Below are 23,900 nucleotides of genomic sequence, written 5' to 3'. Positions count from 1 at the left end.
TTTTTTATGCCCGAAGCGAGGCGCTCTAAAAGAGACAAGGACCCAAACCATGAGCCAGCAAGTCATTATTTTCGATACCACATTGCGCGACGGTGAACAGGCGTTACAGGCAAGCTTGAGTGTGAAAGAAAAACTGCAAATTGCGCTGGCCCTTGAGCGTATGGGTGTTGACGTGATGGAAGTCGGTTTCCCCGTCTCTTCGCCGGGCGATTTTGAATCGGTGCAAACCATCGCCCGCCAGGTTAAAAACAGCCGCGTATGTGCGTTAGCTCGCTGCGTGGAAAAAGATATCGACGTGGCGGCCGAATCCCTGAAAGTCGCCGAAGCCTTCCGTATTCATACCTTTATTGCTACCTCCCCAATGCACATCGCCACCAAGCTGCGCAGCACCCTAGACGAGGTGATCGAACGCGCTATCTATATGGTGAAACGCGCCCGTAATTACACCGATGATGTTGAATTTTCTTGCGAAGATGCCGGGCGTACACCCATTGCCGATCTGGCGCGAGTGGTCGAAGCGGCGATTAATGCCGGTGCCACCACCATCAACATTCCGGACACCGTGGGCTACACCATGCCGTTTGAGTTCGCCGGAATCATCAGCGGCCTGTATGAACGCGTACCTAACATCGACAAAGCCATTATTTCCGTACATACCCACGACGATTTAGGCCTGGCGGTCGGCAACTCACTGGCGGCGGTACATGCCGGTGCACGCCAGGTGGAAGGTGCAATGAACGGGATCGGCGAGCGTGCCGGTAACTGTTCGCTGGAAGAAGTCATCATGGCGATTAAAGTTCGTAAGGATATTCTCAACGTCCACACCGCCATTAATCACCAAGAGATATGGCGCACCAGCCAGTTAGTTAGCCAGATTTGTAATATGCCGATCCCGGCAAACAAAGCCATTGTTGGCAGCGGCGCATTCGCTCACTCCTCCGGTATCCACCAGGATGGCGTGCTGAAAAACCGCGAAAACTACGAAATCATGACACCAGAATCTATTGGTCTGAACCAAATCCAGCTGAATCTGACCTCTCGTTCGGGGCGTGCGGCGGTGAAACATCGCATGGATGAGATGGGGTATAAAGAAAGTGAATATAATTTAGACAATTTGTACGATGCTTTCCTGAAGCTGGCGGACAAAAAAGGTCAGGTGTTTGATTACGATCTGGAGGCGCTGGCCTTCATCGGTAAGCAGCAAGAAGAGCCGGAGCATTTCCGTCTGGATTACTTCAGCGTGCAGTCTGGCTCTAACGATATCGCCACCGCCGCCGTCAAACTGGCCTGTGGCGAAGAAGTCAAAGCAGAAGCCGCCAACGGTAACGGTCCGGTCGATGCCGTCTATCAGGCAATTAACCGCATCACTGACTATAACGTCGAACTGGTGAAATACAGCCTGACCGCCAAAGGTCACGGTAAAGATGCGCTGGGTCAGGTGGATATTGTCACCAACTACAACGGTCGCCGCTTCCACGGCGTCGGCCTGGCCACCGATATTGTCGAGTCCTCCGCCAAAGCCATGGTGCACGTACTGAACAATATCTGGCGTGCCGCAGAAGTCGAAAAAGAGTTGCAACGCAAAACTCAACACAACGAAAACAACAAGGAAACCGTGTGATGTCGAAGAATTACCATATTGCCGTATTGCCGGGAGACGGTATTGGTCCGGAAGTGATGACCCAGGCGCTGAAAGTGCTGAATGCCGTGCGCAACCGCTTTGCGATGCGCATCACCACCAGCCATTACGATGTAGGCGGCGCAGCCATTGATAACCACGGGCAACCACTGCCGCCTGCGACGGTTGAAGGTTGTGAGCAAGCCGATGCCGTGCTGTTTGGCTCGGTAGGCGGCCCGAAGTGGGAACATTTACCACCAGACCAGCAACCAGAACGCGGCGCGCTGCTGCCGCTGCGTAAGCACTTCAAATTATTCAGCAACCTGCGCCCGGCAAAACTGTATCAGGGGCTGGAAGCATTCTGTCCGCTGCGTGCAGACATTGCCGCTAACGGCTTCGACATCCAGTGCGTGCGCGAACTGACCGGCGGCATCTATTTCGGTCAGCCAAAAGGCCGCGAAGGTAGCGGACAATATGAAAAAGCGTTTGATACCGAGGTGTATCACCGTTTTGAGATCGAGCGTATTGCCCGCATCGCGTTTGAATCTGCTCGTAAACGTCGCCACAAAGTCACCTCAATCGACAAAGCTAACGTGCTGCAATCCTCTATTTTATGGCGTGAAATCGTCAACGAGATCGCCACGGAATACCCGGATGTCGAACTGGCGCATATGTACATCGACAACGCCACCATGCAGCTGATTAAAGATCCATCACAGTTTGACGTTCTGCTGTGCTCCAACCTGTTTGGCGACATTCTGTCTGACGAGTGCGCAATGATCACTGGCTCGATGGGCATGTTGCCTTCCGCCAGCCTGAACGAGCAAGGTTTTGGACTGTATGAACCGGCGGGCGGCTCGGCACCAGATATCGCAGGCAAAAACATCGCCAACCCGATTGCACAAATCCTGTCGCTGGCACTGCTGCTGCGTTACAGCCTGGATGCCGATGATGCGGCTTCCGCCATTGAACGCGCCATTAACCGTGCATTAGAAGAAGGCATTCGCACCGGGGATTTAGCCCGTGGCGCTGCCGCCGTTAGTACCGATGAAATGGGCGATATCATTGCCCGCTATGTGGCAGAAGGGGTGTAATCATGGCTAAAACGTTATACGAAAAATTATTCGACGCTCACGTAGTGTACGAAGCCGAAAACGAAACCCCGCTGTTATATATCGACCGCCACCTGGTGCATGAAGTGACCTCACCGCAGGCGTTCGATGGTCTGCGCGCCCACGGTCGCCCGGTACGTCAGCCGGGCAAAACCTTCGCCACTATGGATCACAACGTCTCTACCCAGACCAAAGACATTAATGCCTGTGGTGAAATGGCGCGCATCCAGATGCAGGAGCTGATTAAAAACTGCAAAGAATTTGGCGTCGAGCTGTATGACCTGAATCACCCGTATCAGGGGATCGTCCACGTAATGGGGCCGGAACAGGGCGTCACCTTGCCGGGGATGACCATTGTCTGCGGCGACTCGCATACCGCCACCCACGGCGCGTTTGGCGCACTGGCCTTTGGTATCGGCACTTCCGAAGTTGAACACGTACTGGCAACACAAACCCTGAAACAGGGCCGTGCGAAGACCATGAAAATTGAAGTCCAGGGCAAAGCCGCGCCGGGCATTACCGCAAAAGATATCGTGCTGGCAATTATCGGTAAAACTGGCAGCGCAGGCGGCACCGGGCATGTGGTGGAGTTTTGCGGCGAAGCAATTCGTGATTTAAGCATGGAAGGTCGTATGACCCTGTGCAATATGGCGATCGAAATGGGCGCAAAAGCCGCTCTGGTTGCTCCTGACGAAACCACCTTTAACTATGTCAAAGGCCGTCTGCATGCGCCGAAAGGCAAAGATTTCGACGACGCCGTTGCCTACTGGAAAACCCTGCAAACCGACGAAGGCGCAACTTTCGATACCGTTGTCACTCTGCAAGCAGAAGAAATTTCACCGCAGGTCACCTGGGGCACCAATCCCGGCCAGGTGATTTCTGTGAACGACAATATTCCCGATCCGGCTTCGTTTGCCGATCCGGTTGAACGTGCGTCGGCAGAAAAAGCGCTGGCCTATATGGGGCTGAAACCGGGTATTCCGCTGACCGAAGTGGCTATCGACAAAGTGTTTATCGGTTCCTGTACCAACTCTCGCATTGAAGATTTACGCGCGGCAGCGGAGATCGCCAAAGGGCGAAAAGTCGCGCCAGGCGTGCAGGCACTGGTGGTTCCCGGCTCTGGCCCGGTAAAAGCCCAGGCGGAAGCGGAAGGTCTGGATAAAATATTTATTGAAGCCGGTTTTGAATGGCGCTTGCCTGGCTGCTCAATGTGTCTGGCGATGAACAACGACCGTCTGAATCCGGGCGAACGTTGTGCATCCACCAGCAACCGTAACTTTGAAGGCCGCCAGGGGCGCGGCGGGCGCACGCATCTGGTCAGCCCGGCAATGGCTGCCGCTGCTGCTGTGACCGGACATTTCGCCGACATTCGCAACATTAAATAAGGAGCACACCATGGCAGAGAAATTTATCAAACACACAGGCCTGGTGGTTCCGCTGGATGCCGCCAATGTCGATACCGATGCAATCATCCCGAAACAGTTTTTGCAGAAAGTGACCCGTACGGGTTTTGGCGCGCATCTGTTTAACGACTGGCGTTTTCTCGATGAAAAAGGCCAACAGCCAAACCCGGACTTCGTGCTGAACTTCCCGCAGTATCAGGGCGCTTCCATTTTGCTGGCACGAGAAAACTTCGGCTGTGGCTCCTCGCGTGAGCACGCGCCCTGGGCATTGACCGACTACGGTTTTAAAGTGGTGATTGCGCCGAGTTTTGCTGACATCTTCTACGGCAATAGCTTTAACAACCAGCTGCTGCCGGTGAAATTAAGCGATGCAGAAGTGGACGAACTGTTTGCGCTGGTGAAAGCCAATCCGGGGATCCATTTCGACGTGGATCTGGAAGCGCAAGAGGTGAAAGCGGGAGAGAAAACCTATCGCTTTACCATCGATGCCTTCCGCCGCCACTGCATGATGAATGGTCTGGACAGCATCGGCCTGACCCTGCAGCACGACGACGCTATTGCGTCTTATGAAGCAAAACAACCTGCGTTTATGAATTAGACCCCTTGCCCGGTCAAATGACCGGGCTTTCCGCTATCGTCCACGTCATCAAACGTCTTTAACCTTTGCGGTTAAAAATAATGCGACAACAGAAATAATCGCAATTACCCAGTAGACAGCAAAGTGCCCCCAACTTTGTGCAATTGCTCCCTGAATAACACCAGCCAGAATTACCCCGGTAGAGATAGTGTTGGTAAATAAGGTGGTAGCTGCCCCCGCTCTTCCAGGCATTAAATCCTGAAACCATAGCATCCCAATACCCGCAACAATGCCGATAAATACAGCGTTAAAAAGTTGCAGCGTCATCAACGCCATACGGCTATGAAAGAAAATCAATCCAGTGTAAAACAGCACTCCTGCCACCACTGCAATGACCATCATTCGCCGCTTACCATAACGTTTGACATAGTAGCCAGCCAGAATCATTGCTGGTATTTCCAGTCCAGCTGCCGTCCCCATCAGGAAACCCGCCAGTTTGTCTGGCAATCCTAAATCGCTACTGATCCACAATGGCATATCAATAATGTACATAGTGTTGCAGGTCCACATTAACGTCGAGGCGACAAATAACATCCGTACGTTACTATCCTGCCAGTCACCTTGCATTGATAAAGCATTTTCCGACGGCAGTTCTACCCGCGCCACAGACAGAAGCATAAATGCAATCAATACCAGACTGAGTGTGAATATCCCGGCGGCAATCGAAAACATCACTGTAAAGCCGTAATTCAACGCCAGCATAAAGGCCAGCGGTGGACCGATTACCCATGCCAGAGAAAGCTGCGCACGCATCACCGAGCTAAACATCACCACTTCTCGCGCCGAGTTATCCGCGTATTCCCGCGCCAGAGCAAATAACTGTGGCATTGCCGTATTGGCCAGAGATGCCAGAAGCACACCACAGGTGATAAGCGTCAGATAATGACGATTAAATGCAAACAGTAGCGCATTGCCAATAGCCATCAAACAGCAAAATATAATCAGTTTTCGCCGATCGCCCTGACTGTCAGAACGTTTTGCCAACCAGAGGCTTACGCCGATCCCAGCAATAGCATTCACCGTATAAAAGAGTCCGATCCAGAAAGGTTGCGCGCCAACCTCACGACTCAGAAATAAGCTCAATGTAGGAGCCTGTAGCGCCCCGGCCACCCCCATCATAAAAGCGACCAGCATAAATGCCGCGTAAACACCGTTCATACGGCGAGCCATCGTCATTATCCAGATCATACGTTCCCTTTTTAGCGCGGCGAGAATAAAAAAAACCAGCAGGTATAATCTGCTGGCGGGTGATTTTACACCAATACTCAGTCACACATGATGCAGGCAAGTCAACTTTCAGAATTGCGGTCATCCCACTGCATCAGTCCTTCAAGCATGGTTAATCGTTGTGGGACGCTTAACCAACGCAACCAGCACAACTTCGCTGTCGCGGTAAAATAGTGCTGATAAAACTGACGCATGGGGCACCTCCTTGCTTCATCGTTAGGAATTATTGACTTAATATAGGGAAAATAAAATTGCTGTCTTTTGCGCAGGAGTTCCCCTTTTATGCCATCTGCTCGTCTGCAACAACAGTTCATCCGCCTGTGGCAATGCTGCGAGGGTAAATCGCAGGACACAACGCTCAACGAACTGGCAGCGTTATTGAGCTGCTCGCGTCGTCATATGCGTACCCTGCTCAACACCATGCAGGATCGCGGCTGGCTGACGTGGGAAGCGGAAGTCGGGCGCGGTAAACGCTCGCGTCTGACATTCCTCTATACCGGGCTGGCGCTTCAGCAACAGCGGGCGGAAGACCTGCTGGAGCAGGATCGTATCGACCAACTAGTGCAGTTGGTTGGCGACAAAGCGACTGTGCGGCAAATGCTGGTTTCTCATCTGGGCCGCAGCTTCCGCCAGGGGCGGCACATCCTGCGCGTGCTCTACTATCGTCCGTTGCGTAATCTGCTACCTGGCAGCGCATTGCGCCGTTCCGAAACCCATATTGCCCGGCAAATCTTCAGTTCGCTAACGCGCATAAATGAGGAAAATGGGGAACTGGAAGCAGACATCGCCCACCACTGGCAGCAAATATCACCGCTTCACTGGCGTTTCTTTTTGCGTCCAGGAGTCCATTTTCATCATGGTCGTGAACTGGAAATGGACGACGTGATCGCCTCTTTAAAACGAATCAATACGCTGCCGCTCTATTCGCATATTACGGACATTGTGTCGCCGACGCCCTGGACGCTGGATATCCATCTCACGCAGCCGGACCGCTGGTTGCCGTTACTGCTGGGGCAAGTTCCGGCGATGATCCTGCCGTGCGAATGGGAAACCCTCAGTAACTTTGCCAGCCATCCTATTGGCACCGGTCCGTATGCGGTGATTCGCAACAGCACCAATCAACTGAAAATTCAGGCATTCGATGACTTCTTCGGTTACCGGGCATTAATCGACGAAGTTAACGTCTGGGTTCTGCCGGAAATTGCCGACGAGCCAGCCGGTGGTCTGATGCTAAAAGGTCCACAGGGCGAGAAAAAAGAGATTGAAAGCCGCCTGGAGGAAGGTTGCTACTATTTACTGTTCGACAGCCGCACCCATCGCGGGGCGAATCAGCAAGTCAGGGACTGGGTAAGCTATGTGCTTTCTCCAACTAATCTGGTCTATTTCGCTGAGGAACAGTACCAGCAACTGTGGTTCCCGGCTTATGGACTGCTCCCCCGTTGGCACCATGCCCGCACCATAAAGAGCGAAAAACCGGCTGGCCTGGAAAGCCTCACCCTGACCTTTTATCAGGATCACAGTGAGCATCGGGTGATTGCCGGGATCATGCAGCAGATTCTGGCAAGTCACCAGGTCACGCTGGAAATCAAAGAGATCAGCTACGATCAGTGGCATGAAGGAGAGATCGAGAGCGATATCTGGCTTAATAGCGCCAACTTTACGCTGCCGCTGGATTTTTCGCTGTTCGCGCACTTGTGCGAGGTGCCGCTGCTCCAACACTGTATTCCGATCGACTGGCAAGCCGACGCCGCCCGCTGGCGCAATGGCGAAATGAACCTGGCGAACTGGTGCCAGCAACTGGTCGCCAGTAAAGCAATGGTGCCGCTTATCCACCACTGGCTGATCATTCAGGGACAACGCAGTATGCGCGGCCTGCGTATGAATACCCTCGGCTGGTTCGATTTTAAATCAGCGTGGTTTGCGCCACCGGATCCATGATTGCTGGTAGATAACAAAATCACTACACTAACGCCGTTCTCAACGGGGTGCCACGCAAACGCGTGCGCTGAGAAAATACCCGTCGAACCTGATCCGGATAACGCCGGCGAAGGGATTTGAGGCTCCTTCTCAAGTCCTTTGCCACTCTTTTTTGAGGTGCAAAGTGTTAAAAAAATGTCTTCCCCTGCTGTTGCTGTGCACAGCGCCCGTTTTCGCTAAACCCGTTCTGACTGTTTATACCTACGATTCCTTCGCCGCCGACTGGGGGCCTGGTCCAAAGATCAAAAAAGCTTTTGAAGCCAACTGTAACTGCGAACTGAAACTGGTGGCGCTGGAAGATGGCGTTTCGCTTCTCAACCGTCTACGGATGGAAGGCAAAAATAGTAAAGCCGATGTGGTGCTGGGGCTGGATAACAATCTGTTAGACGCCGCCAGTAAAACCGGACTATTTGCCAAAAGCGGTGTGGCAGCGGATGCCGTTAACGTTCCCGGCGGCTGGAATAATGACACTTTCGTCCCGTTTGATTACGGCTATTTCGCCTTCGTCTATGACAAGAACAAACTGAAAAACCCGCCGCAAAGCCTGAAAGAATTGGTTGAGAGCGATCAGAACTGGCGGGTGATTTATCAGGATCCGCGTACCAGCACGCCGGGGCTGGGTCTGCTGTTGTGGATGCAAAAAGTCTATGGCGATGACGCCCCACAAGCCTGGCAAAAACTGGCGAAGAAAACCGTCACGGTCACCAAAGGCTGGAGCGAAGCCTACGGCCTGTTTTTAAAAGGTGAAAGCGATCTGGTACTGAGTTACACCACCTCTCCGGCTTATCACATTCTCGAAGAGAAAAAAGATAACTACGCCGCCGCGAACTTTAGCGAAGGTCACTATCTGCAGGTGGAAGTCGCCGCCCGCACCGCTGCCAGCAAGCAGCCGGAGCTGGCGCAAAAATTCCTCCAGTTTATGGTTTCTCCGGCTTTTCAGAATGCGATCCCAACCGGTAACTGGATGTATCCGGTGGCAAATGTCACGCTGCCTGCCGGGTTTGAACAATTGACCAAACCGGCCACCACGCTGGAGTTCACACCAGCTGAAGTGGCGGCACAACGTCAGGCATGGATTAGCGAATGGCAACGCGCCGTCAGCCGTTAATTCCCGGCTGGTTAATTCCAGGTGTAAGCGCCGCCACGCTGGTGGTAGCGGTTGCGCTCGCGGCGTTTCTCGCCCTGTGGTGGAACGCGCCGCAGGGTAACTGGGTGGCAGTCTGGCAGGACAGCTACCTGTGGCATGTGGTGCGCTTCTCCTTCTGGCAGGCGTTTCTCTCGGCGCTACTCTCTGTCGTACCCGCGATATTCCTCGCCCGCGCCCTCTATCGCAGGCGCTTTCCGGGTCGGCTGGCGCTGTTGCGTCTGTGCGCAATGACCTTGATCCTCCCGGTGCTAGTTGCTGTTTTCGGCATTCTTAGCGTCTATGGTCGTCAGGGCTGGCTGGCATCGCTCTGCCAATCGCTCGGTCTGGAGTGGACCTTTTCGCCCTACGGCCTGCAAGGCATTTTGCTGGCGCACGTATTTTTTAATCTGCCGATGGCGAGCCGCTTATTACTCCAGGCACTGGAAAACATTCCCGGCGAACAACGTCAGCTTGCCGCCCAGCTTGGGATGCGCGGCTGGCATTTTTTCCGCTTCGTCGAATGGCCGTGGCTACGGCGACAAATCCCGCCGGTTGCCGCGCTTATCTTTATGCTCTGTTTCGCCAGCTTCGCCACCGTGCTATCGCTGGGCGGCGGTCCGCAGGCAACCACTATCGAGCTGGCTATTTATCAGGCGCTGAGTTACGACTACGATCCTGCCCGCGCGGCGATGCTGGCGCTGCTCCAGATGGTGTGTTGCCTTGGGCTGGTGCTGTTGAGTCAGCGACTAAGTAAGGCCATTGCGCCCGGCACCACGCTGCTGCAAGGCTGGCGCGATCCGGACGATCGTCTGCATAGCCGCATTTGCGACACGGTGTTAATAGTGCTGGCGCTGCTGCTGTTGCTGCCACCGTTGCTGGCGGTGATCGTCGATGGGGTAAATCGCCAGTTGCCGGAAGTGCTGGCACAACCGGTGCTGTGGCAGGCGCTGTGGACCTCGTTGCGTATTGCGCTGGCGGCAGGTGTATTGTGCGTAGTGCTGACCATGATGCTGCTATGGAGCAGTCGCGAACTGCGGGCGCGGCAGAAAATGCTGGCGGGTCAGGCGCTGGAGATGAGCGGCATGTTGATCCTCGCCATGCCGGGGATTGTGCTGGCTACCGGCTTCTTTTTACTGCTCAACAACACTATCGGCCTGCCACAATCTGCTGACGGCATTGTGATTTTCACCAATGCGTTAATGGCGATCCCTTATGCGCTGAAAGTACTGGAAAACCCGATGCGCGATATCACCGCCCGCTACAGTATGTTGTGTCAGTCGCTGGGCATTGAAGGCTGGTCGCGCTTAAAAGTGGTCGAGCTGCGCGCCCTGAAACGTCCACTGGCGCAGGCGCTGGCTTTTGCCTGCGTGCTGTCGATTGGTGATTTTGGCGTAGTGGCGTTGTTCGGTAACGATGATTTCCGTACCCTGCCGTTTTATCTCTACCAGCAAATTGGCTCCTATCGCAGCCAGGACGGCGCGGTCACCGCGTTAATTCTGCTACTACTCTGTTTTCTGCTGTTTACCGTGATTGAAAAACTACCGGGGCGAAATGTTAAAACTGACTGATATCACCTGGCTTTATCACCATTTGCCGATGCGTTTTAGCTTAACGGTAGAACGCGGCGAGCAGGTGGCAATCCTCGGGCCAAGCGGCGCGGGTAAAAGTACCCTGCTGAATTTGATTGCCGGTTTTCTGACGCCAGCCAGCGGTTCGCTGACTATCGATGGTGTTGATCACACCACGACGCCGCCGTCACGCCGTCCGGTGTCGATGCTGTTTCAGGAGAACAACCTGTTCAGCCATCTGACGGTCGCGCAGAACATCGGGCTGGGGCTAAATCCGGGGTTGAAACTGAACGCGGCACAGCAGGAGAAAATGCACGCGATTGCCCGTCAGATGGGGATTGATAATTTAATGGCGCGGTTACCGGGCGAGCTTTCCGGCGGTCAGCGACAGCGCGTGGCGTTAGCGCGTTGTCTGGTGCGCGAACAGCCGATTTTATTGCTCGATGAACCGTTCTCTGCGCTCGATCCGGCGTTACGTCAGGAGATGCTGACGCTGGTGAGCACGAGCTGCCAGCAGCAAAAAATGACGCTATTGATGGTGTCGCACAGTGTGGAAGATGCGGCGCGGATCGCCACACGCTCGGTGGTGGTCGCCGACGGGCGCATCGCCTGGCAGGGTAAGACTGAAGAAGTGTTGAGCGGTAAGGGGAGTGCTTCGGCAATATGGGGGATTCAGGGTTAGTATGCACTGTCAGATCCGGCGTGGACACTTGATCCGACGTACGGCCAGTGCGTTTTGTAGGCCTGATAAGACGCGGTCAGGGTCGCATAAGACAACCCGCACAAGACAATCCCCTAAACCCCAACCACTTTACGCAAAATATCGATATACACCGGCATCAACGGGTGGCGAATTAACACCACCAGCGCCACCACGCCGATGGCAGAAATCAACGGCGTCAGCCACAACAAACGGCCGCGCGACAAATAATGACTTAAACGATCGGTTGCTTTACCGCTGCGCCATAACCGCCAGCACAGCCAGCCACCAACCCACAAAAATACCGCCGTCGCCAGCAGCAACCATTTAAACTCGCCGCTCTGCATTCCGGCTGGAATATCGATCGCCGCGCCCGCCAGAATCCCAGGCAGGAAGTAAAACGGTGGCCACAGCAGGCAGCCGATAATATTCGGCGTAATGAATTTTGCCACCGGCAGATCCAGCATTCCCGCCACCATTGGCACCAGCGGACGCGTCGGGCCAACAAAGCGACCGACCAGAATGGTGAACATGCTGTGTTGATGCAACGCATGTTCAGTTTTATCGAGTAATGCTTTGTTTTTCTTCAGAAATGACCAGCGATGCAACGGCTTTTTAAAACGCCAGCCCAGCCAGAAGGAGATCCAGTCGCCCAGCAGACAACCGACAATCCCTGCCAGCCAAGCGTGCCAGAAACTTAACTCGCCGCTGCCAATCAGCGCTCCCAGCCCCGCCATCAGCACCGTACCGGGTAGAATCAAACCGACCAGCGCCAGCGACTCCAGAAAGGCCACCAACACCACCGCCATCAATGAATACACGGTAGATTGGGTAATAAAGTGTTCCAGCAATGCTTGCATAATGTGCCTGTCAAATGGACGAAGCAGGGATTCTGCAAACCCTATGCTACTCCGTCAAGCCGTCAATTGTCTGATTCGTTACCAATTATGACAACTTGACGGCTACATCATTCACTTTTTCTTCACAACCGGCACGGAACTCGCTCGGGCTGGCCCCGGTGCATTTTTTAAATACCCGCGAGAAATAGAGTTGATCGTCAAAACCAACATTGCGACCGACGGTGGCGATAGGCATCCGGGTGGTGCTCAAAAGCAGCTTCGCCTGGCTGATACGTTGGTCCTCGCGCCAGCTTAAGACGCTAATCCCTAACTGCTGGCGGAAAAGATGTGACAGACGCGACGGCGACAAGCAAACATGCTGTGCGACGCTGGCGATATCAAAATTGCTGTCTGCCAGGTGATCGCTGATGTACTGACAAGCCTCGCGTACACGATTATCCATCGGTGGATGGAGCGACTCGTTAATCGCTTCCATGCGCCGCAGTAACAATTGCTCAAGCAGATTCATCGCCAGCAGCTCCGAATAGCGCCCTTCCCCTTGCCCGGCGTTAATGATTTGCCCAAACAGGTCGCTGAAATACGGCTGGTGCGCTTCATCCGGGCGAAAGAAACCCGTATTGGCAAATATTGACGGCCAGTTAAGCCATTCATGCCAGTAGGCGCGCGGACGAAAGTAAACCCACTGGTGATACCATTCGCGAGCCTCCGGATGACAACCGTAGTGATGAATCTCTCCTGGCGGGAACAGCAAAATATCACCCGGTCGGCAGACAAATTCTCGTCCCTGATTTTTCACCACCCCCTGACCGCGAATGGTGAGATTGAGAATATAACCTTTCATTCCCAGCGGTCGGTCGATAAAAAAATCGAGATAACCGTTGGCCTCAATCGGCGTTAAACCCGCCACCAGATGGGCATTAAACGAGTATCCCGGCAGCAGGGGATCATTTTGCGCTTCAGCCATACTTTTCATACTCCCGCCATTCAGAGAAGAAACCAATTGTCCATATTGCATCAGACATTGCCGTCACTGCGTCTTTTACTGGCTCTTCTCGCTAACCCAACCGGTAACCCCGCTTATTAAAAGCATTCTGTAACAAAGCAGGACCAAAGCCATGACAAAAACGCGTAACAAAAGTGTCTATAATCACGGCAGAAAAGTCCACATTGATTATTTGCACGGCGTCACACTTTGCTATGCCATAGCATTTTTATCCATAAGATTAGCGGATCCTACCTGACGCTTTTTATCGCAACTCTCTACTGTTTCTCCATACCCGTTTTTTTGGATGGAGTGAAACGATGGCGATTGCAATTGGCCTCGATTTTGGCAGTGATTCTGTGCGAGCTTTGGCGGTGGACTGCGCCAGCGGTGAAGAGATCGCCACCAGCGTAGAGTGGTATCCCCGTTGGCAAAAAGGGCAATTTTGTGATGCCCCGAATAACCAGTTCCGTCATCATCCGCGTGACTACATTGAGTCAATGGAAGCGGCACTGAAAACCGTGCTTGCAGAGCTTAGCGTCGAACAGCGCGCAGCTGTGGTCGGGATTGGCGTTGACAGTACCGGCTCGACGCCCGCACCGATTGATGCCGACGGTAACGTGCTGGCGCTGCGCCCGGAGTTTGCCGAAAACCCGAACGCGATGTTCGTATTGTGGAAAGACCACACTGCGGTTGAAGAAGCGGAAGAGATTACCCGTTTGTGCCACGCGCCGGGCAACGTTGACTACTCCCGCTATATTGGCGGTATTTATTCCAGCGAATGGTTCTGGGCAAAAATCCTGCATGTGACTCGCCAGGACAGCGCCGTGGCGCAATCTGCCGCATCGTGGATTGAGCTGTGCGACTGGGTGCCAGCTCTGCTTTCCGGTACCACCCGCCCGCAGGATATTCGTCGCGGACGTTGCAGCGCCGGGCATAAATCTCTGTGGCACGAAAGCTGGGGCGGCTTGCCGCCAGCCAGTTTCTTTGATGAGCTGGACCCGATCCTCAATCGCCATTTGCCTTCCCCGCTGTTCACTGACACCTGGACTGCCGATATTCCGGTGGGCACCTTATGCCCGGAATGGGCGCAGCGTCTCGGCCTGCCTGAAAGCGTGGTGATTTCCGGCGGCGCGTTTGACTGCCATATGGGCGCAGTTGGCGCAGGCGCACAGCCTAACGCACTGGTAAAAGTTATCGGTACTTCCACCTGCGACATTCTGATTGCCGACAAACAGAGCGTTGGCGAGCGGGCAGTTAAAGGTATTTGCGGTCAGGTTGATGGCAGCGTGGTGCCTGGATTTATCGGTCTGGAAGCAGGCCAATCGGCGTTTGGTGATATCTACGCCTGGTTTGGTCGCGTACTCGGCTGGCCGCTGGAACAGCTTGCCGCCCAGCATCCGGAACTGAAAGCGCAAATCAACGCCAGCCAGAAACAACTGCTTCCGGCGCTGACCGAAGCATGGGCCAAAAATCCGTCTCTGGATCACCTGCCGGTGGTGCTCGACTGGTTTAACGGTCGTCGCACGCCAAACGCTAACCAACGCCTGAAAGGGGTGATTACCGATCTTAACCTCGCTACCGACACTCCGCTGCTGTTCGGCGGTTTGATTGCTGCCACCGCCTTTGGCGCACGCGCAATCATGGAGTGCTTTACCGATCAGGGGATCGCCGTCAATAACGTGATGGCGCTGGGCGGCATCGCGCGGAAAAACCAGGTCATTATGCAGGCCTGCTGCGACGTGCTGAATCGCCCGCTGCAAATTGTTGCCTCTGACCAGTGCTGTGCGCTCGGTGCGGCGATTTTTGCTGCCGTCGCCGCGAAAGTGCACGCAGACATCCCATCAGCCCAGCAAAAAATGGCCAGTGCGGTAGAGAAAACCCTGCAACCGCGCAGCGAACAGGCACAACGCTTTGAACAGCTTTATCGCCGCTATCAGCAATGGGCGATGAGCGCCGAACAACACTATCTTCCAACTTCCGCCCCGGCACAGGCTGCCCAGGCCGTTGCGACTCTATAAGGACACGATAATGGCGATTTTTGATAATTATGAAGTGTGGTTTGTCATTGGCAGCCAGCATCTGTATGGCCCGGAAACCCTGCGTCAGGTCACCCAACATGCCGAGCACGTTGTTAATGCGCTGAATACGGAAGCGAAACTGCCCTACAAACTGGTGTTGAAACCGCTGGGCACCACGCCGGATGAAATCACCGCTATTTGCCGCGACGCGAATTACGACGATCGTTGCGCTGGTCTGGTGGTGTGGCTGCACACCTTCTCCCCGGCCAAAATGTGGATCAACGGCCTGACCATGCTCAACAAACCGTTGCTGCAATTCCACACCCAGTTCAACGCGGCGCTGCCGTGGGACAGTATCGATATGGACTTTATGAACCTGAACCAGACTGCACATGGCGGTCGCGAGTTCGGCTTCATTGGCGCGCGTATGCGTCAGCAACATGCCGTCGTTACCGGTCACTGGCAGGATAAACAAGCCCATGAGCGTATCGGCTCCTGGATGCGTCAGGCGGTCTCTAAACAGGATACCCGTCATCTGAAAGTCTGCCGATTTGGCGATAACATGCGTGAAGTGGCGGTCACCGATGGCGATAAAGTTGCCGCACAGATCAAGTTCGGTTTCTCCGTCAATACCTGGGCGGTTGGCTATCTGGTGCAGGTGGTGAACTCCATCGCGACGGCGATGTTAACGCGCTGGTCGATGAGTACGAAAGCTGCTACACCATGACGCCTGCCACACAAATCCACGGCGAAAAACGACAGAACGTGCTGGAAGCGGCGCGTATTGAGCTGGGGATGAAGCGTTTCCTGGAACAAGGTGGCTTCCACGCGTTCACCACCACCTTTGAAGATTTGCACGGTCTGAAACAGCTTCCAGGTCTGCCCGTACAGCGTCTGATGCAGCAGGGTTACGGCTTTGCGGGCGAAGGCGACTGGAAAACCGCCGCCCTGCTTCGCATCATGAAGGTGATGTCAACCGGTCTGCAGGGCGGCACCTCCTTTATGGAGGACTACACCTATCACTTCGAGAAAGGTAATGACCTGGTGCTCGGCTCCCATATGCTGGAAGTCTGCCCGTCGATTGCCGTAGAAGAGAAACCGATCCTCGACGTTCAGCATCTCGGTATTGGTGGTAAGGACGATCCTGCCCGACTGATCTTCAATACCCAAACCGGTCCAGCGATTGTCGCCAGCCTGATTGATCTCGGCGATCGTTACCGTCTGCTGGTTAACTGTATCGACACGGTGAAAACACCGCACTCCCTGCCGAAACTGCCGGTGGCGAATGCACTGTGGAAAGCGCAACCGGATCTGCCAACTGCTTCCGAAGCGTGGATCCTCGCTGGTGGCGCGCACCATACCGTCTTCAGCCATGCGCTGAACCTCAACGATATGCGCCAGTTCGCCGAGATGCACGACATTGAAATCACGGTGATTGATAACGACACCCGCCTGCCAGCGTTTAAAGACGCACTGCGCTGGAACGAAGTGTATTACGGATTTCGTCGCTAAGTAGCCACATCAGGTATGTAACGCCTGATGCGACGCTGACGCGTCTTATCTGGCCTACACGCTGCGATTTTGTAGGCCGGATAAGCAAAGCGCATCCGGCATTCAACGCCTGATGCGACGCTGGCGCGTCTTATCAGGCCTACGCGCTGCGATTTTGTAGACCGGATAAGCGAAGCGCATCCGGCACGAAGGAGTCAACATGTTAAAAGATCTCAAACGCCAGGTATTAGAAGCCAACCTGGCGCTGCCAAAACACAACCTGGTCACGCTCACATGGGGCAACGTCAGCGCCGTTGATCGCGAGCGCGGCGTCTTTGTGATCAAACCTTCCGGCGTCGATTACAGCGTCATGACCGCTGACGATATGGTCGTGGTTAGCATCGAAACCGGTGAAGTGGTTGAAGGTACGAAAAAGCCCTCCTCCGACACGCCAACTCACCGGCTGCTCTATCAGGCATTCCCCTCCATTGGCGGCATTGTGCATACGCACTCGCGCCACGCCACCATCTGGGCGCAGGCGGGTCAGTCGATTCCAGCAACCGGCACCACCCACGCCGACTATTTCTACGGCACCATTCCCTGCACCCGCAAAATGACCGACGCAGAAATCAACGGCGAATATGAGTGGGAAACCGGTAACGTCATCGTAGAAACCTTTGAAAAACAGGGTATCGATGCAGCGCAAATGCCCGGCGTTCTGGTCCATTCCCACGGCCCGTTTGCATGGGGCAAAAATGCCGAAGATGCGGTGCATAACGCCATCGTGCTGGAAGAGGTCGCTTATATGGGGATATTCTGCCGTCAGTTAGCGCCGCAGTTACCGGATATGCAGCAAACGCTGCTGGATAAACACTATCTGCGTAAGCATGGCGCGAAGGCATATTACGGGCAGTAATGACTGTATAAAACCACAGCCAATCAAACGAAACCAGGCTATACTCAAGCCTGGTTTTTTGATGGATTTTCAGCGTGGCGCAGGCAGGTTTTATCTTAACCCGACACTGGCGGGACACCCCGCAAGGGACAGAAGTCTCCTTCTGGCTGGCGACGGACAACGGGCCGTTGCAGGTTACGCTTGCACCGCAAGAGTCCGTGGCGTTTATTCACGCCGATCAGGTTCCCCGCGCTCAGCATATTTTGCAGGGTGAACAAGGCTTTCGTCTGACACCGCTGGCGTTAAAGGATTTTCACCGCCAGCCGGTGTATGGCCTTTACTGTCGCGCCCATCGCCAATTGATGAATTACGAAAAGCGTCTGCGTGAAGGTGGCGTTACCGTCTACGAGGCCGATGTGCGCCCGCCAGAACGCTATCTGATGGAGCGGTTTATCACCTCACCGGTGTGGGTCGAGGGTGATATGCACAATGGCACTATCGTTAATGCCCGTCTGAAACCGCATCCCGACTATCGTCCGCCGCTCAAGTGGGTTTCTATAGATATTGAAACCACCCGCCACGGTGAGCTGTACTGCATCGGCCTGGAAGGCTGCGGGCAGCGCATCGTTTATATGCTGGGGCCGGAGAATGGCGACGCCTCCTCGCTTGATTTCGAACTGGAATACGTCGCCAGCCGCCCGCTGCTGCTGGAAAAACTCAACGCCTGGTTTGCAAACCACGATCCCGATGTGATCATCGGCTGGAACGTGGTGCAGTTCGATCTGCGAATGCTGCAAAAACATGCCGAGCGTTACCGTCTTCCGCTGCGTCTTGGGCGCGATAATAGCGAGCTGGAGTGGCGCGAGCACGGCTTTAAAAACGGCGTCTTTTTTGCCCAGGCTAAAGGTCGGCTAATTATCGACGGTATCGAGGCGCTGAAATCCGCGTTCTGGAATTTCTCTTCATTCTCGCTGGAAACTGTCGCTCAGGAGCTATTAGGCGAAGGAAAATCTATCGATAACCCGTGGGATCGAATGGACGAAATTGACCGCCGTTTCGCCGAAGATAAACCTGCGCTGGCAACTTATAACCTGAAAGATTGCGAGCTGGTGACGCAGATCTTCCACAAAACTGAAATCATGCCATTTTTACTCGAACGAGCAACGGTGAACGGCCTGCCGGTGGATCGGCACGGCGGTTCGGTGGCAGCGTTTGGTCATCTCTATTTTCCGCGAATGCATCGCGCTGGTTATGTCGCGCCTAATCTCGGCGAAGTGCCGCCGCACGCCAGCCCTGGCGGCTACGTGATGGATTCACGGCCAGGGCTTTATGATTCAGTGCTGGTGCTGGACTATAAAAGCCTGTACCCGTCGATCATCCGCACCTTTCTGATTGATCCCGTCGGGCTGGTTGAAGGCATGGCGCAACCTGATCCAGAGCACAGTACCGAAGGTTTTCTCGATGCCTGGTTCTCACGGGAGAAACATTGCCTGCCGGAGATTGTGACTAACATCTGGCACGGGCGCGATAAAGCCAAACGTCAGGGTAATAAGCCGCTTTCGCAGGCGCTGAAGATCATTATGAATGCCTTTTATGGCGTGCTCGGCACCACCGCCTGCCGCTTCTTCGATCCGCGCCTGGCATCGTCGATCACCATGCGTGGTCATCAGATCATGCGGCAGACCAAAGCATTGATTGAAGCGCAGGGCTACGACATTATCTACGGAGATACCGACTCGACTTTTGTCTGGCTAAAAGGTGCACATTCGGAAGAAGAGGCGGCGAAAATCGGTCGTGCACTGGTGCAGCACGTTAACGCCTGGTGGGCGGAAACGCTGCAAAAACAACGGCTGACCAGCGCATTAGAACTGGAGTATGAAACTCATTTCTGCCGTTTTCTTATGCCAACCATTCGCGGAGCTGATACCGGCAGTAAAAAGCGCTACGCCGGGCTGATTCAGGAGGGCGACAAGCAGCGGATGGTGTTTAAAGGGCTGGAAACCGTGCGCACCGACTGGACGCCGCTGGCCCAGCAGTTTCAGCAGGAGCTGTACCTGCGTATCTTCCGCAACGAGCCATATCAGGAGTACGTCCGCCAAACCATCGACAAACTGATGGCGGGTGAACTGGATGCGCGGCTGGTTTACCGTAAACGCCTTCGCCGTCCGCTGAGCGAATATCAGCGTAATGTTCCGCCTCATGTACGCGCCGCTCGCCTTGCCGATGAAGAAAATCAAAAGCGCGGTCGCCCCTTGCAATATCAGAATCGCGGCACCATTAAGTACGTATGGACCACCAACGGCCCGGAGCCGCTGGACTACCAACGTTCACCACTGGATTACGAACACTATCTGACCCGCCAGCTACAACCCGTGGCGGAGGGAATACTCCCTTTTATTGAGGATAATTTTGCTACACTTATGACCGGGCAACTTGGGCTATTTTGAGCAAAAAAAAGAGTTCGCCAGATACCATTTTGATGCGTGACGAATGCTTTGCCATCCAGTACCATAGCGCCCTTTCCATTCCTGGACCTGAATAACACCACTACCTCATAAGCACGGTAGCGGGTGGTTATTGCCTGCAATTAAAGATATAGAGCCGAACACATATGCCTTTTACACTTGGTCAACGCTGGATCAGCGATACAGAAAGCGAATTGGGACTTGGAACCGTTGTCGCGGTGGATGCGCGAACTGTCACTTTACTTTTCCCATCTACTGGTGAAAACCGTCTGTACGCACGCAGTGATTCCCCCGTGACCCGCGTGATGTTCAACCCTGGTGATACCATTACCAGCCATGACGGCTGGCAGATGCAAGTCGAAGAAGTAAAAGAAGAAAATGGCTTGCTGACCTATATCGGTACTCGCCTGGATACTGAAGAGTCCGGCGTAGCCCTGCGTGAAGTTTTCCTTGATAGCAAACTGGTGTTCAGCAAACCGCAGGACCGTCTGTTTGCCGGGCAGATTGACCGTATGGACCGCTTTGCGCTGCGTTATCGCGCGCGTAAGTATTCCAGCGAACAGTTCCGTATGCCGTACAGCGGCCTGCGCGGTCAGCGTACCAGCCTGATCCCGCATCAGCTCAACATCGCTCATGATGTTGGTCGCCGCCACGCGCCGCGCGTCCTGCTGGCTGACGAAGTGGGTTTAGGGAAAACCATTGAAGCCGGGATGATCCTGCATCAGCAACTGCTCTCTGGCGCTGCTGAACGTGTGCTGATTATCGTCCCGGAAACCTTACAGCATCAGTGGCTGGTAGAAATGCTGCGCCGTTTCAACCTGCGCTTTGCTCTGTTTGATGATGAGCGTTATGCCGAAGCTCAGCACGATGCTTACAACCCGTTTGACACCGAACAGCTGGTGATTTGCTCGCTGGATTTTGCCCGTCGTAGCAAACAGCGCTTGGAACATCTCTGTGAAGCCGAATGGGACCTGCTGGTGGTCGATGAAGCGCATCACCTGGTGTGGAGCGAAGATGCGCCAAGCCGTGAATATCAGGCCATTGAACAACTGGCAGAGCACGTGCCGGGCGTTCTGCTGCTGACCGCGACCCCGGAACAGCTGGGGATGGAAAGCCACTTCGCCCGTCTGCGTCTGCTGGACCCGAACCGTTTCCACGATTTTGCGCAGTTCGTTGAAGAGCAGAAAAATTATCGTCCGGTTGCGGACGCCGTTGCCATGCTGCTGGCAGGTAACAAACTGAGCAATGACGAACTGAACATGCTCGGCGAGATGATCGGCGAGCAGGATATCGAGCCGCTGTTGCAGGCAGCAAACAGCGACAGCGAAGATGCCCAGAGCGCCCGTCAGGAGCTGGTTTCGATGCTGATGGATCGCCACGGCACCAGCCGCGTGCTGTTCCGTAACACGCGTAACGGTGTGAAAGGATTCCCGAAACGCGAGCTGCACACCATTAAGCTGCCGCTACCGACGCAGTATCAGACGGCTATTAAAGTCTCCGGCATTATGGGCGCACGTAAAAGTGCGGAAGATCGTGCTCGCGATATGCTCTACCCGGAGCGTATTTATCAGGAATTTGAAGGTGATAACGCCACCTGGTGGAACTTCGATCCGCGCGTTGAGTGGCTGATGGGCTACCTGACCAGCCATCGCTCTCAGAAAGTGCTGGTGATCTGCGCCAAAGCTGCCACTGCGCTGCAACTGGAGCAGGTACTGCGCGAACGTGAAGGTATTCGCGCTGCGGTGTTCCACGAAGGTATGTCGATTATCGAACGTGACCGCGCTGCCGCCTGGTTTGCCGAAGAAGACACCGGCGCACAGGTACTGCTGTGCTCAGAAATCGGTTCTGAAGGACGTAACTTTCAGTTCGCCAGTCACATGGTGATGTTTGACCTGCCATTCAACCCGGATCTACTGGAGCAGCGTATTGGTCGTCTGGATCGTATCGGCCAGGCGCACGATATTCAGATCCATGTGCCTTATCTGGAGAAAACCGCTCAGTCGGTGCTGGTGCGCTGGTATCACGAAGGTCTGGATGCATTTGAGCACACCTGCCCGACCGGACGCACTATTTACGATAGCGTATACAACGATCTGATTAACTATCTGGCTTCACCGGATCAAACCGAAGGCTTTGACGATCTGATCAAAAGCTGCCGCGAGCAACATGAAGCGCTGAAAGCACAGCTGGAACAGGGTCGTGACCGCCTGCTGGAAATCCACTCCAACGGTGGCGAAAAAGCCCAGGCACTGGCAGAAAGCATTGAAGAGCAGGATGACGATACCAACCTGATCGCCTTCGCCATGAACCTGTTCGATATTATCGGTATCAATCAGGACGATCGCGGCGACAACATGATCGTGCTGACGCCGTCCGATCATATGCTGGTGCCGGACTTCCCTGGCCTGTCGGAAGATGGCATCACCATCACCTTTGATCGTGAAGTGGCGCTGGCGCGTGAAGATGCACAGTTTATTACCTGGGAGCATCCGCTGATCCGCAACGGTCTGGATCTGATCCTTTCTGGCGATACCGGTAGCAGCACGATTTCACTGTTAAAAAACAAAGCGTTGCCGGTAGGTACGCTGTTGGTGGAACTGATTTATGTGGTTGAAGCCCAGGCTCCGAAGCAGTTGCAGCTCAACCGCTTCCTGCCACCGACGCCGGTACGTATGCTGCTGGATAAAAACGGCAACAACCTGGCGGCGCAGGTAGAGTTTGAAACCTTTAACCGCCAGCTTAACGCGGTTAACCGTCACACCGGCAGCAAACTGGTTAACGCCGTGCAGCAGGATGTTCACGCTATCCTTCAACTGGGTGAAGCGCAGATCGAGAAATCTGCCCGTGCATTGATTGATGCAGCGCGTAACGAAGCCGACGAAAAACTGTCTGCCGAGCTGTCTCGTCTGGAAGCTCTGCGTGCAGTGAACCCGAACATTCGTGACGACGAACTGACCGCCATTGAGAGCAACCGTCAGCAGGTAATGGAAAGCCTGGATCAGGCAGGTTGGCGTCTGGATGCCCTGCGTTTGATCGTTGTAACGCATCAGTAACGGAGCCGAAAATGGGGATGGAAAACTACAATCCACCGCAGGAACCCTGGTTGGTTATCCTGTATCAGGATGACCATATTATGGTGGTCAACAAGCCGAGCGGTTTGTTGTCAGTGCCGGGTCGTCTGGAAGAGCACAAAGACAGCGTGATGACGCGCATTCAGCGTGATTATCCGCAGGCAGAATCGGTGCATCGTCTGGATATGGCTACCAGCGGCGTGATTGTAGTGGCGCTGACCAAAGCCGCGGAGCGGGAGTTAAAACGCCAGTTCCGCGAGCGCGAGCCGAAAAAGCAGTATGTGGCCCGCGTCTGGGGGCATCCATCCCCCGCAGAAGGTCTGGTGGATCTGCCGCTGATTTGCGACTGGCCAAACCGCCCGAAACAGAAAGTCTGTTACGAAACGGGTAAACCTGCGCAGACGGAATATGAAGTGGTGGAGTATGCGGCGGATAACACGGCAAGAGTGGTGTTAAAACCGATTACCGGGCGTTCGCATCAATTGCGTGTGCATATGCTGGCGCTGGGGCATCCGATTCTCGGCGATCGTTTTTATGCATCACCAGAAGCGAGAGCCGATGGCACCGCGTTTGTTGCTACATGCAGAGATGTTGACGATTACCCATCCGGCGTATGGCAATAGTATGACGTTTAAAGCGCCAGCGGATTTTTAATCGTCACGCTGGCGCAGTTCGGTAGGCGGATAAGGCGTTCACGCCGCATCCGGCAATTGTGCGCCGATTGCCTGATGCGACGCGGGCCGCGTC

General features: G+C 54.4%; 16 protein-coding genes, 1 pseudogene and 1 other annotated feature. Of the genes and pseudogenes, 14 read left to right on the top strand and 3 right to left on the bottom strand.

The genetic code is table 11. The features are described from left to right. Positions 1-49: 49 nt before the first annotated feature. Genes leuA through leuD form a run of 4 tightly spaced genes read left to right on the top strand, consistent with a single transcriptional unit; the run spans position 50 to position 4,731 of the window. A complete protein-coding gene (leuA, locus tag SF0069; RefSeq protein NP_706027.1) occupies positions 50-1,621 on the top strand; it encodes a 2-isopropylmalate synthase in 1,572 nt (523 codons plus the stop codon). Next, entirely contained in the window at positions 1,618-2,712 is a 1,095-nt protein-coding gene (gene leuB, locus SF0068; RefSeq protein NP_706026.3) for a 3-isopropylmalate dehydrogenase, read from the top strand. Before leuA ends, leuB begins: the two co-directional genes overlap by 4 nt. A 2-nt stretch (positions 2,713-2,714) precedes the next feature. Then, positions 2,715-4,115 carry an isopropylmalate isomerase large subunit gene (leuC, locus tag SF0067; RefSeq protein NP_706025.1) on the top strand — a complete coding sequence of 467 codons (1,401 nt, stop codon included), beginning with the start codon at positions 2,715-2,717 and terminating at the stop codon, positions 4,113-4,115. A gap of 10 nt (positions 4,116-4,125) precedes the next feature. After that, positions 4,126-4,731: a 3-isopropylmalate dehydratase small subunit gene (gene leuD, locus SF0066; RefSeq protein ID NP_706024.1), complete on the top strand. Its 606-nt coding sequence runs from the start codon at positions 4,126-4,128 to the stop codon at positions 4,729-4,731. A gap of 48 nt (positions 4,732-4,779) precedes the next feature. On the opposite strand, the gene yabM is transcribed toward leuD, so the two are convergent. Beyond that, positions 4,780-5,958, bottom strand: coding sequence for a transporter (yabM, locus tag SF0065; protein NP_706023.1), 1,179 nt, complete (start codon positions 5,956-5,958; stop codon positions 4,780-4,782). A gap of 321 nt (positions 5,959-6,279) precedes the next feature. On the opposite strand from yabM, the gene yabN reads away from it, so the two are divergent. The 4 genes from yabN to thiQ all read left to right on the top strand — a co-directional run bounded on the left by yabN (position 6,280) and on the right by thiQ (position 11,350). After that, a complete protein-coding gene (gene yabN, locus SF0064; RefSeq protein NP_706022.2) occupies positions 6,280-7,935 on the top strand; it encodes a transcriptional regulator SgrR in 1,656 nt (551 codons plus the stop codon). A gap of 163 nt (positions 7,936-8,098) precedes the next feature. Next, positions 8,099-9,082: a thiamine ABC transporter substrate-binding subunit gene (gene tbpA, locus SF0063; RefSeq protein NP_706021.2), complete on the top strand. Its 984-nt coding sequence runs from the start codon at positions 8,099-8,101 to the stop codon at positions 9,080-9,082. Beyond that, positions 9,058-10,668 carry a thiamine ABC transporter permease gene (gene thiP / locus SF0062; protein NP_706020.1) on the top strand — a complete coding sequence of 537 codons (1,611 nt, stop codon included), beginning with the start codon at positions 9,058-9,060 and terminating at the stop codon, positions 10,666-10,668. Before tbpA ends, thiP begins: the two co-directional genes overlap by 25 nt. After that, entirely contained in the window at positions 10,652-11,350 is a 699-nt protein-coding gene (gene thiQ, locus SF0061; RefSeq protein NP_706019.2) for a thiamine ABC transporter ATP-binding subunit, read from the top strand. Before thiP ends, thiQ begins: the two co-directional genes overlap by 17 nt. A 113-nt stretch (positions 11,351-11,463) precedes the next feature. Here the strand turns inward: thiQ and yabI are convergent, their stop codons facing one another. Further along, positions 11,464-12,228: a hypothetical protein gene (yabI, locus tag SF0060; RefSeq protein NP_706018.1), complete on the bottom strand. Its 765-nt coding sequence runs from the start codon at positions 12,226-12,228 to the stop codon at positions 11,464-11,466. Between the two features lie 85 nt (positions 12,229-12,313). Further along, positions 12,314-13,192 (bottom strand): DNA-binding transcriptional regulator AraC, encoded by an 879-nt coding sequence (gene araC / locus SF0059; RefSeq protein ID NP_706017.2) that lies wholly within the window; start codon positions 13,190-13,192, stop codon positions 12,314-12,316. A gap of 338 nt (positions 13,193-13,530) precedes the next feature. Between araC and araB the strand changes: the two genes are divergently transcribed. The 6 genes and pseudogenes from araB to yabO all read left to right on the top strand — a co-directional run bounded on the left by araB (position 13,531) and on the right by yabO (position 23,776). Then, positions 13,531-15,231, top strand: a complete 1,701-nt coding sequence (gene araB / locus SF0058) for a ribulokinase (protein NP_706016.1) — start codon at positions 13,531-13,533, stop codon at positions 15,229-15,231. Between the two features lie 14 nt (positions 15,232-15,245). Beyond that, positions 15,246-16,743: a sequence feature (Similar to Escherichia coli K12 L-arabinose isomerase gi: 1786248 (501 aa). BLAST with identity of 98% in 499 aa. This CDS contains an in-frame stop codon. The sequence has been checked and is believed to be correct.), on the top strand. Continuing rightward, a pseudogene (gene araA, locus SF0057) lies at positions 15,246-16,743 on the top strand. Its footprint overlaps the feature before it by 1,498 nt. A gap of 199 nt (positions 16,744-16,942) precedes the next feature. Beyond that, the gene (araD, locus tag SF0056; protein ID NP_706015.1) at positions 16,943-17,638 is read left to right on the top strand and encodes an L-ribulose-5-phosphate 4-epimerase; all 696 of its coding nucleotides are present in this window, start codon (positions 16,943-16,945) and stop codon (positions 17,636-17,638) included. A gap of 74 nt (positions 17,639-17,712) precedes the next feature. Next, positions 17,713-20,064 (top strand): DNA polymerase II, encoded by a 2,352-nt coding sequence (polB, locus tag SF0055; protein NP_706014.1) that lies wholly within the window; start codon positions 17,713-17,715, stop codon positions 20,062-20,064. Positions 20,065-20,228: 164 nt separating this feature from the next. After that, positions 20,229-23,135, top strand: coding sequence for an ATP-dependent helicase HepA (gene hepA / locus SF0054; RefSeq protein NP_706013.1), 2,907 nt, complete (start codon positions 20,229-20,231; stop codon positions 23,133-23,135). Beyond that, positions 23,090-23,776 (top strand): hypothetical protein, encoded by a 687-nt coding sequence (yabO, locus tag SF0053; RefSeq protein NP_706012.1) that lies wholly within the window; start codon positions 23,090-23,092, stop codon positions 23,774-23,776. Before hepA ends, yabO begins: the two co-directional genes overlap by 46 nt. The last annotated feature ends 124 nt before the right edge of the window (positions 23,777-23,900 follow it).

This window comes from Shigella flexneri 2a str. 301, from assembly GCF_000006925.2.
Lineage (GTDB): Bacteria > Pseudomonadota > Gammaproteobacteria > Enterobacterales > Enterobacteriaceae > ECMA0423.
Note: the sequence above shows the minus strand (reverse complement) of the source record. Positions and strands in the feature narration are given on the sequence as shown.

Bases quoted from the DNA above. Each gene is read 5' to 3' on its own strand.
- leuA (NP_706027.1), top strand. From the start codon at position 50: ATGAGCCAGCAAGTCATTATTTTCGATACCACATTGCGCGACGGTGAA.
- leuC (NP_706025.1), top strand. From the start codon at position 2,715: ATGGCTAAAACGTTATACGAAAAATTATTCGACGCTCACGTAGTGTAC.
- leuD (NP_706024.1), top strand. From the start codon at position 4,126: ATGGCAGAGAAATTTATCAAACACACAGGCCTGGTGGTTCCGCTGGAT.
- yabM (NP_706023.1), bottom strand. From the start codon at position 5,958: ATGATCTGGATAATGACGATGGCTCGCCGTATGAACGGTGTTTACGCG.
- yabN (NP_706022.2), top strand. From the start codon at position 6,280: ATGCCATCTGCTCGTCTGCAACAACAGTTCATCCGCCTGTGGCAATGC.
- thiP (NP_706020.1), top strand. From the start codon at position 9,058: ATGGCAACGCGCCGTCAGCCGTTAATTCCCGGCTGGTTAATTCCAGGT.
- thiQ (NP_706019.2), top strand. From the start codon at position 10,652: ATGTTAAAACTGACTGATATCACCTGGCTTTATCACCATTTGCCGATG.
- yabI (NP_706018.1), bottom strand. From the start codon at position 12,228: ATGCAAGCATTGCTGGAACACTTTATTACCCAATCTACCGTGTATTCA.
- araC (NP_706017.2), bottom strand. From the start codon at position 13,192: ATGGCTGAAGCGCAAAATGATCCCCTGCTGCCGGGATACTCGTTTAAT.
- araB (NP_706016.1), top strand. From the start codon at position 13,531: ATGGCGATTGCAATTGGCCTCGATTTTGGCAGTGATTCTGTGCGAGCT.
- araD (NP_706015.1), top strand. From the start codon at position 16,943: ATGTTAAAAGATCTCAAACGCCAGGTATTAGAAGCCAACCTGGCGCTG.
- hepA (NP_706013.1), top strand. From the start codon at position 20,229: ATGCCTTTTACACTTGGTCAACGCTGGATCAGCGATACAGAAAGCGAA.